Origin of the sequence: Actinoplanes regularis, from assembly GCF_900188005.1 — a bacterium.
Taxonomy (GTDB): Bacteria; Actinomycetota; Actinomycetes; order Mycobacteriales; family Micromonosporaceae; genus Actinoplanes; species Actinoplanes regularis.
Map to the genome: position 1 here is coordinate 69,958 of NZ_FZNR01000033.1, position 7,719 is coordinate 77,676.

A 7,719-nucleotide genomic window follows, 5' to 3' on the forward strand; every position below is an offset into this window, starting at 1 on the left:
GCCGCGTGCGGCACCGCCCTTCCACCCGGTGCCGCACGCTTCTTTCTCCGTCTCACCGCTTTCTCCTTCTCACCGCAGCAGCGGGCGAAGGGCGTCCAGGACCGCGGGATCCTCGATCGTGGACGGAACCGGAGCGTCACCCGTGTCGGCGATCACGCGCATGGTGCCACGCAGGATCTTTCCCGAACGCGTCTTCGGCAGGGCCGCGACGACGTCGACACGGCGCAGGGCGGCGACCGGGCCGATCTGGTCGCGGACCCGGGCCACCAGGTCCGCCTCGAGACCGGCCGGGTCCGCGCCGGCCTTGAGCACCACGAAAGCCCGCGGGGCCTGACCCTTCAGCGGATCGTGGACCCCGATCACCGCGCACTCGGCGACCGCCGGATGCCCGGCCAGCACCTCCTCCATCGCACCCGTGGAGAGGCGGTGGCCGGCCACGTTGATCACGTCGTCGGTGCGGCCCAGGACGTACAGGTAGCCGTCCTCGTCGAAGCGGCCACCGTCCCCGGTCAGGTAGTTGCCCTGATGCGCGGAGAGGTAGGAGCGCACGTACCGCTCGTCGTCCCGCCACAGTGTCGGCAGGCAACCGGGTGGCAGCGGCAGGCCGATCACGATCGCCCCCTCGGCACCCGGCGGCAGATCGGTTCCGGACTCGTCGACGACCCGCACCCGGTAGCCGGGCATCGGCAGCGACGGCGAACCCGGCTTGGTGGGCAGCGGCTCGACACCGCGCGGGCTGGCGACGATCGGCCAGCCGGTCTCCGTCTGCCACCAGTTGTCGACCACCGGCACCCCGAGCAGGTCACCCGCCCAGCGGCAGGTCTGCGGATCGAGGCGCTCGCCGGCCAGGAAGAGCAGGCGCAGGGTGCTCAGGTCGTACCCGGAAAGGTGTTTGCCCTCCGGATCCTCCCTGCGGATCGCCCGCAGCGCGGTCGGCGCGGTGAACAGGCTGACCACCCCGTGCTCCGCCACCACCCGCCAGAACGCCCCGGCGTCCGGCGTGCCCACCGGCTTACCCTCGTAGAGCACGGTCGTCGCGCCCGCCAGCAGCGGCGCATACACGATGTAGGAGTGGCCGACCACCCAGCCGACGTCGGAGGCGGCCCAGAAGACCTCACCCGGGCGTACGCCGAAGATGTTCGTCATCGACCACCGCAACGCGACCGCGTGCCCGCCGTTGTCGCGCACCACGCCCTTGGGCCGCCCGGTCGTGCCGGAGGTGTACAGGATGTAGAGGGGATCGGTGGCCCGGACCGGGACGCACTCCGCCGGCTCCGCGTCGGAGACCGCCTCCGCCCAGGTCAGGTCGCGTTCCCGGGACAGGGTGGCGGGCTGCTCGGGACGTTGCAGGATCACGCAGCGGTCCGGCCGGTGGGTGGCCGCCGCCAGCGCCGCGTCGAGCATCGGCTGATAGGGAACCACCCGGCCGGCCTCGATCCCGCACGACGTCGCGACGATCACCTTCGGACAGGCGTCGTCGATCCGGGCGGCGAGTTCACGGGAGCCGAAGCCGCCGAAGACCACCGAGTGCACAGCGCCGAGACGGGCACAGGCGAGCATCGCGATCACCGTCTCCGGAACCATCGCCATGTAGATCACCACGCGGTCGCCGCGGCTCACCCCGAGCCGGCGCAGGGCACCGGCGAAGATCGCGACCTGGTCGCGGAGTTCCCGGTACGAATACGTCCGCGTCGTCCCGGTCACCGGGCTGTCGTGGATGAGCGCGGGCTGGTCGGCGCGGCCCGCGGCGACGTGGCGGTCCAGGGCGTTGTGGCAGGTGTTCAGCTCGGCGTCGGGGAACCAGCGGAAGATCGGGGCCTCGCTGTCGTCGAGGATCCGGGTCGGCGGGACATGCCAGTCGATGGCGGTGGCGGCGTCTCGCCAGAATCCTTCGGGATCGTCGATGCTGCGCTGGTAGATCTGCCGGTAGTCCGCCATGGTCCCCGGGCCCATCCCCTCTGAGCTGGTAAAACTCGCCCTGCTGGAATCTTCTCCAGGATGCCCCAGAACCACATGCGGGCTTCGGGCGCCGCTTCCCTCCAACACTATCGAGCGACAACGATCTTTGAGTGATCAACAGCAACCAGCAAGGTGCACCGGCAGCCCTGACTCGGAGCCGCAGATCACGCTCGGGTTCGGCGTGAACCTCGTGCAGTAGGGGTGATCTTCGATGCCGAAGGACGACGAGCTTCTACGGCGGCCGCCATCCATGATCATGGCTGAGATTCGTGCTCGCCAGACCGAGGCGGCGAGGCCAGCAAGGGCTTCGCGGTCGTCGCAAGCGAGGTCAAGGACCTCGCTCAAGCCACCAACGCCGCCGCCAGCAAGATCGGCCGCAGCGCGGCACAGGCCCCACGGATCAGCCGACATCGCCCACAACATCACCGGCGTGGCCGACGCGGCACAACTGACCAGCTCCGGAACCAAGGAAGCACAGAACGCCGCGAACGGCTGGAGAGGATGTCCAGCGAGATGCGGCGCCTCGTCGCCACCTTCCGGGTTTGAAAGACCGGCACGGACAGCACCGCAGGACGGTGCTGTTCACGCGGCCGAGCCCAACCCCGACATGAAGCCCTCTCAGACGCCCAGGGGGTTGTGCGCTGGGCCGCAGTCGTCGTCGCCTGGGGCCGCGCTGAGTATGAGTTGCAGAATCGCGGTACGACGGCTCCGGCTGAAGGCGATGATTGACGCATGTTCGATGTCCCGGCGGCGTGCCGCCGGCCGACCGGCTTGCCCGCAGACGAGTCGGCCGCCCTCACCACCGTGGTTGATGCCTGCGCGCGACTACGCAGGGCACAAATCGAGTTGCTGGCGAGCCTGCGGCAGCAGCGGGCGATCTCGCAGGAGAGGTACACGGGGTTGCTGGCCTCGGGCGACCAGTTGGATGCCGCCCTCGCCGAGATTGCACGTCGCTACCGCCTCACACCGCCGCCCGGTGAATGGGCTCAGATCTCGTCACGGCAGCCGCCCGACGGACAAGGTTGACGGCAGCCGTCGAGGCCGCCACCTTGCCCCACCGGCGTTGACCACGAGGCATTGATGATCGCCAGCCGGACAGCCACCGCCGCCGTCGTCCATCGCCTGTTTGCCGCCGCTGACGGCAACCGCTCGCAGCCCGGCGCCCCATACCCCGCAGTAGTGCGGGGATCCGCCCGAACCACCTGAATCGCGTCCATGATGGGCAAGGCTCACCCGGACGTCGCACCGCGCCGCATGCCGGCTGTTTGCGTCCGCGTCAGCAGCGGCGGAGGCGGATACAATCCCTCCGGCATGGACTCCTGCCCAGCAGTGTCCGCCGATGCCCTGATTCCGGGCGACGACGGGCGCTGGGACGCCACCGCTGGAAGGGCGCCGTGACAGAACAGATCTGGACGCACACGGTTGACCGCAACGCCGACGAGTGCACGGTCGTGCTCGGCGGCGAACTCGACCTCAGCATCCGTGACGCCCTGCTGGATGTTTTCACCGCCCAGCTCGAGCAGCCGGGGACGAGCGTGGTGCGCGTCGATCTGGCAGCGGTGACCTTCCTCGACTCGACAATCCTGTCGGTGTTCGTGAACGCCTATCAGAAGGCTCAGGGCTTGGCCCGGCGTTTCACGGTCATCAACCCGCGCGGCCTGCCACAGCGCAGTCTGGAGGCAACCGGCCTGCTGCGGCTGCTCTCGCCATGACCCGCCTGCTCGAATCCGCGCGGCCACCCTCAGAAGCTACGCCCAGTTCGGCATGTCCAGGGAATGCGGTTGCAGATGATCACGGTGCACGAGGTCGCGCATCTGGTCAGCCCAATTTGAAGCGGGCGACGATGGCCTGCAGTTCCCCACCCATCCGGGCCAGGTTTGCCGCGGACTGCTGCGAGTGACTCACGCCCGTCGTGGTGATCTCCGCGGCCTGCGCGACGGCGGCGATCGTGGTAGCAATATCCCGGCTGCTGTCGGCGGCCTCGGTGACGCTCCGGCTCATCTCACCCGTAGTGGCGGTCTGTTCCTCGACCGCGGCCGCTATCCGGGTCTGGTATTCGCTGATTCGCTCGATGATCTCAGCAATTCGCTCGATGGCTCCCACCGCGTTGGCCGTGTCGGCCTGGATTGCTTCGACGCGCTGCGAGATGTCCTCGGTAGCCTTGGCGGTCTCTTGCGCGAGATCCTTGACCTCGCTGGCGACAACCGCGAAGCCCTTGCCCATCTCGCCTGCCCGGGCCGCTTCGATCGTGGCGTTGAGCGCGAGCAGGTTGGTCTGCTCCGCGATCGCGGTGATCAGCTTGACGACGTTACCTACCTCGGCAGAGGAGGTGCCGAGCTTGCCGACCGTCTGGGTGGTCGTCTGAGCCACACCGACCGCCTCGGCCGCGACGGTGGCGGCCTCGCCGGCGTTCTGCGCGATCTCGTGGATAGCCGCGCCGAGCTCGGCGCTTCCGGCGGCAACCGTGTCGACGTTGGCTGACACCTGCGAGGCGGCTCGGGTCACCTCCTGGGCCTGCGCACTGGTCTCATCGGCCGACGTAGCGATCTGTTCGGCGACCTGGGACAGGTCGTCGGAGGCGCCCGCGAGCGACTCGGCGTGCCCTGAGACAGCACCGACCGCGTCACGCAGTGATTCGACGGTCTCGTTCAACGCCCCACCCAACTGCCCGAGTTGGTCCTGACGACTGACGGCGACCTTGACGGTCAAATCGCCCTTGGCAAGCCGGCCAAGGGCGGCGACGACGAACGACAGCGGCCGGACGACTGACCTGGTGACCAGGATGCTGAGCACGACAGCCAGGGCGAGCGCTACGAGCAGCGCGCCGGCCAGCGCGTACTGACCCAGGCGCTTGGCGTCCTGGCTCTCCTTACGGGCGGCTTCCATCCGCTGGTCGACGGACTTGCCGAGAGCGCTAGCCGTCTCGTCGATGGTGCCGAGCGACTCCGCCGCCGGGCCGTCGTTGATGGCATCCATCGCCTTGACCTTGCCGGCTTGGCTGTCGTCGGACAGCCAGTCCATCACCTTCGTATCCCAGACGAAGAAGTTGTCCCAGGCCGGCCGAAGTTTCGCATACAGCTCTCGCTCCGCGTCGGTCATGTAGGCGGTATGTGCATTTTTGAAGCTCGCATATACCTTGTCTTTAGCTTTGAGCTCCGCCCCACGGTTGAAGCTCTCCGTGCTGAGCGCCTTCTTCGCCCCGTACGCACCGACATCGGCGACGACCAGTCCCTGCCAGCCCGAAATGTCTGCCATTTGGTACATAGCGAGGTTAACATCGTTTTGTACCATTTGCAGTTCTGTTAGCTGCTGCTGAGCCTCCTGCTGGCGGGACATCGCCCACCAGCCCGCCCCAGCAGCGACGATCATCAGGACCATCAGCACGGAGAACGCTCCCCCAAGCCGCGTGCCCACACCCGCTCGACCGATACGCAAGGTCTTTCCTTCCAACGATTCGGTTCCGTTACCACCCCTATCGGCTCGAATCGACTCACGAATGAGAGGCATATCTCGCGCCCTAGGCCTCAATCGACGACTTGCCTGCCCGCCAAGCAGGTCAAGCCGGTCAGCGCCGGGCTGAATCTCGACCAGAGGAGGTCAGCGCAATCCAACCCGCCAACCCTCAACACGACCCTCGAGGCGGCGCGCGTGCGACGCGGGCAAGGGTTCGCGATCGTCGCCGGCGTAGTCAAGGACCTCGCGCGGGAGCCGGCACCAAGATCCAGCTATGGCAGTGCAACGGCCAAGACCAGCAGCGCTGGTTCATCGACGACGACGGGCATCAAGAGCGCCCGCAACCAGCAGCAGTGCCTCGACCCGACACCATTCGAGGCACAGCCCGGCAGCGGGTCTCGAAGGACCGCGCGGTCACATCAACTCCCGGTCATAGGGGGTTGTGCCGGGGAGAAGGCACCTTTCCCCGAAGGGCCGGTGTTCATGCGATGTCGAGGGCCGCCTGGAGGATCGGTCCCTCGCCGCGATGCACGACCCGGTTGCCCACGCCCGCACACATCGTCGGTGACTTCAACGGAGAACGTCATGTCGGCTGCCCCGAGACAAATGTGTGATCACGAACGGCCGTTCACCGCGTTTGTGCCGCTGGAGGCGAGGGTACCGGCCCTGCGACCACGGCGCACGCTGCGGCGTGGGGTGACAGGGAGCGGTAATGCGGACGCTGGGCGGGCGGTACCGGCTCGAACGACGCATCGGCGTCGGTGGCATGTCCGAGGTGTGGCGCGGACACGACCGGGTACTCGACCGTCCGGTGGCCGTCAAGATCATGGCCCCGGCGGTCGCGGGCACCCTCGGCGAGGCCTGCGGGGTCGACCTGATCCGCGCCGAGGCCCGGTCCGCCGCACGGCTCGCGCATCCCAACGTCGCCAGCGTCCATGACTTCGGCACCTCACCGGCACCGGACCGCGAGGTGCCGTACATCGTGATGGAGCTTGTCGAAGGGCGGACGCTGAGCGAGCATCTCGGCGGCGGGCTGTTCGACTGGCACATCGCGGTCCGGGTCTGCGCCGAGGTCGCCGCCGCTCTCGCCGCGGCCCATGCGAAGCACGTCGTGCACCGCGACATCAAACCCGCGAACATCATGCTCACTCCGGCCGGGGCGAAGGTGCTGGACTTCGGCATCGCGGCCACGGTCGGCAGCTACGACTCCGATCCCGACGGCCCGGTCATGGGCACACCGGCCTACGTTGCCCCGGAACGATTTTCGGGCCTGCCAGCGACCCCGGCGTCCGACATGTACTCGCTCGGGGTACTGCTTTACCACTGCCTCTCAGGACGGCTGCCCTGGTCGGCGTCCAGCCACACCGAACTGGTGGACGCACAGCATCACCGCGACCCCGAACCCCTGCCGCACATCGAAGGGCTCGCCCCCGAGGTACTCGACCTTTGCTCGCGCTGCCTGCACCGGGATCCGGCCGAACGGCCCACCGCGCTGCTCGCGGCGCTGCTGCTGGCCGAGGCCGTCGATGCTCGGGTGCACATCCCCATGATGGACCCGGCCGCGGCGATGCCGCGGCCCTCCGCGCCGCCGCCCTGGGACACGAACGCGGCGGAGGCGCCGACGGACGTCGCCCTGCCCGCGAACGCCGACGCGACCCCGCCCGCCAGGCGATACCCCGACGAGCGGCAGGGCCGGCACCGCGCCGCCTGAACCGTCTGCGGACCGGGACCACCATCTCAGCCACCGCGCACCACCACGAGCCCGCAACACCCGAGCCGTCGGCGCGCCTCGAACGGTCGCGAAGATCACGACCGCTGCGCGCGATGACTTTCTCGCATGGAGGGTGCATCCGCTGCGGCCGCCGGTCACCGCACTGGCCTTCAGCCCAGCGCGGGCGCCCTATGGGGACATCAGCACGTCTGTGGCAATTGCATGGTCCCCCACGTGCCCTGGCAGGCCGGTGGGCTGCGCCGCATCATCCATCCACCATCCGCGACTTTGAGCATTTGCATAGCTACCCAACGTGACTCATACTTTCGGTTAGGTCCTGCTCGACCGATCAGCTATGGTCGTCCTACCAAACGGGCCACAACGCCCAGGGTGGTGACCGATTCGCAGCGGCCCGGCCCTGCGAGCAACGACGTAGGGAGACCGACATGACCTCCACAACCACCGCCGCACCGGCCACCGCCCCGAAAGCCGACCTGGACGACACACTGACCAGCGCAACCGCCGCGGACACCGCCGCCGACCTGCTCGCCGCCATGACCGCGATGCCGGCCGGCCACCCCTCCCGCCCAGCCCTG

6 protein-coding genes are annotated in these 7,719 nt (G+C 68.5%); 3 read left to right on the plus strand and 3 right to left on the minus strand.

Annotated elements, in window-relative coordinates:
• Positions 1 to 69: 69 nt before the first annotated feature.
• Both CHC09_RS42105 and CHC09_RS45915 read right to left on the minus strand, forming a co-directional pair.
• Entirely contained in the window at positions 70 to 1,938 is a 1,869-nt protein-coding gene (locus CHC09_RS42105) for a propionyl-CoA synthetase (RefSeq protein WP_089298869.1), read from the minus strand.
• A gap of 135 nt (positions 1,939 to 2,073) precedes the next feature.
• Positions 2,074 to 2,427, minus strand: coding sequence for a hypothetical protein (locus CHC09_RS45915; RefSeq protein WP_143232890.1), 354 nt, complete (start codon positions 2,425 to 2,427; stop codon positions 2,074 to 2,076).
• Positions 2,428 to 2,691: 264 nt separating this feature from the next.
• Here CHC09_RS45915 and CHC09_RS42110 point away from each other — a divergent pair, with 264 nt between their 5' ends.
• Both CHC09_RS42110 and CHC09_RS46970 read left to right on the plus strand, forming a co-directional pair.
• A complete protein-coding gene (locus tag CHC09_RS42110) occupies positions 2,692 to 2,985 on the plus strand; it encodes a hypothetical protein (protein WP_089298870.1) in 294 nt (97 codons plus the stop codon).
• A gap of 368 nt (positions 2,986 to 3,353) precedes the next feature.
• A complete protein-coding gene (locus CHC09_RS46970; protein ID WP_179277521.1) occupies positions 3,354 to 3,671 on the plus strand; it encodes an STAS domain-containing protein in 318 nt (105 codons plus the stop codon).
• A gap of 106 nt (positions 3,672 to 3,777) precedes the next feature.
• Here CHC09_RS46970 and CHC09_RS42120 read toward each other — a convergent pair whose 3' ends face one another.
• Positions 3,778 to 5,337 carry a methyl-accepting chemotaxis protein gene (locus CHC09_RS42120; RefSeq protein ID WP_203833412.1) on the minus strand — a complete coding sequence of 520 codons (1,560 nt, stop codon included), beginning with the start codon at positions 5,335 to 5,337 and terminating at the stop codon, positions 3,778 to 3,780.
• A gap of 787 nt (positions 5,338 to 6,124) precedes the next feature.
• Here CHC09_RS42120 and CHC09_RS42125 point away from each other — a divergent pair.
• On the plus strand, positions 6,125 to 7,123 hold the full coding sequence (locus tag CHC09_RS42125; RefSeq protein ID WP_089298873.1) for a serine/threonine-protein kinase: 999 nt from the start codon (positions 6,125 to 6,127) through the stop codon (positions 7,121 to 7,123).
• Positions 7,124 to 7,719 lie beyond the last annotated feature (596 nt).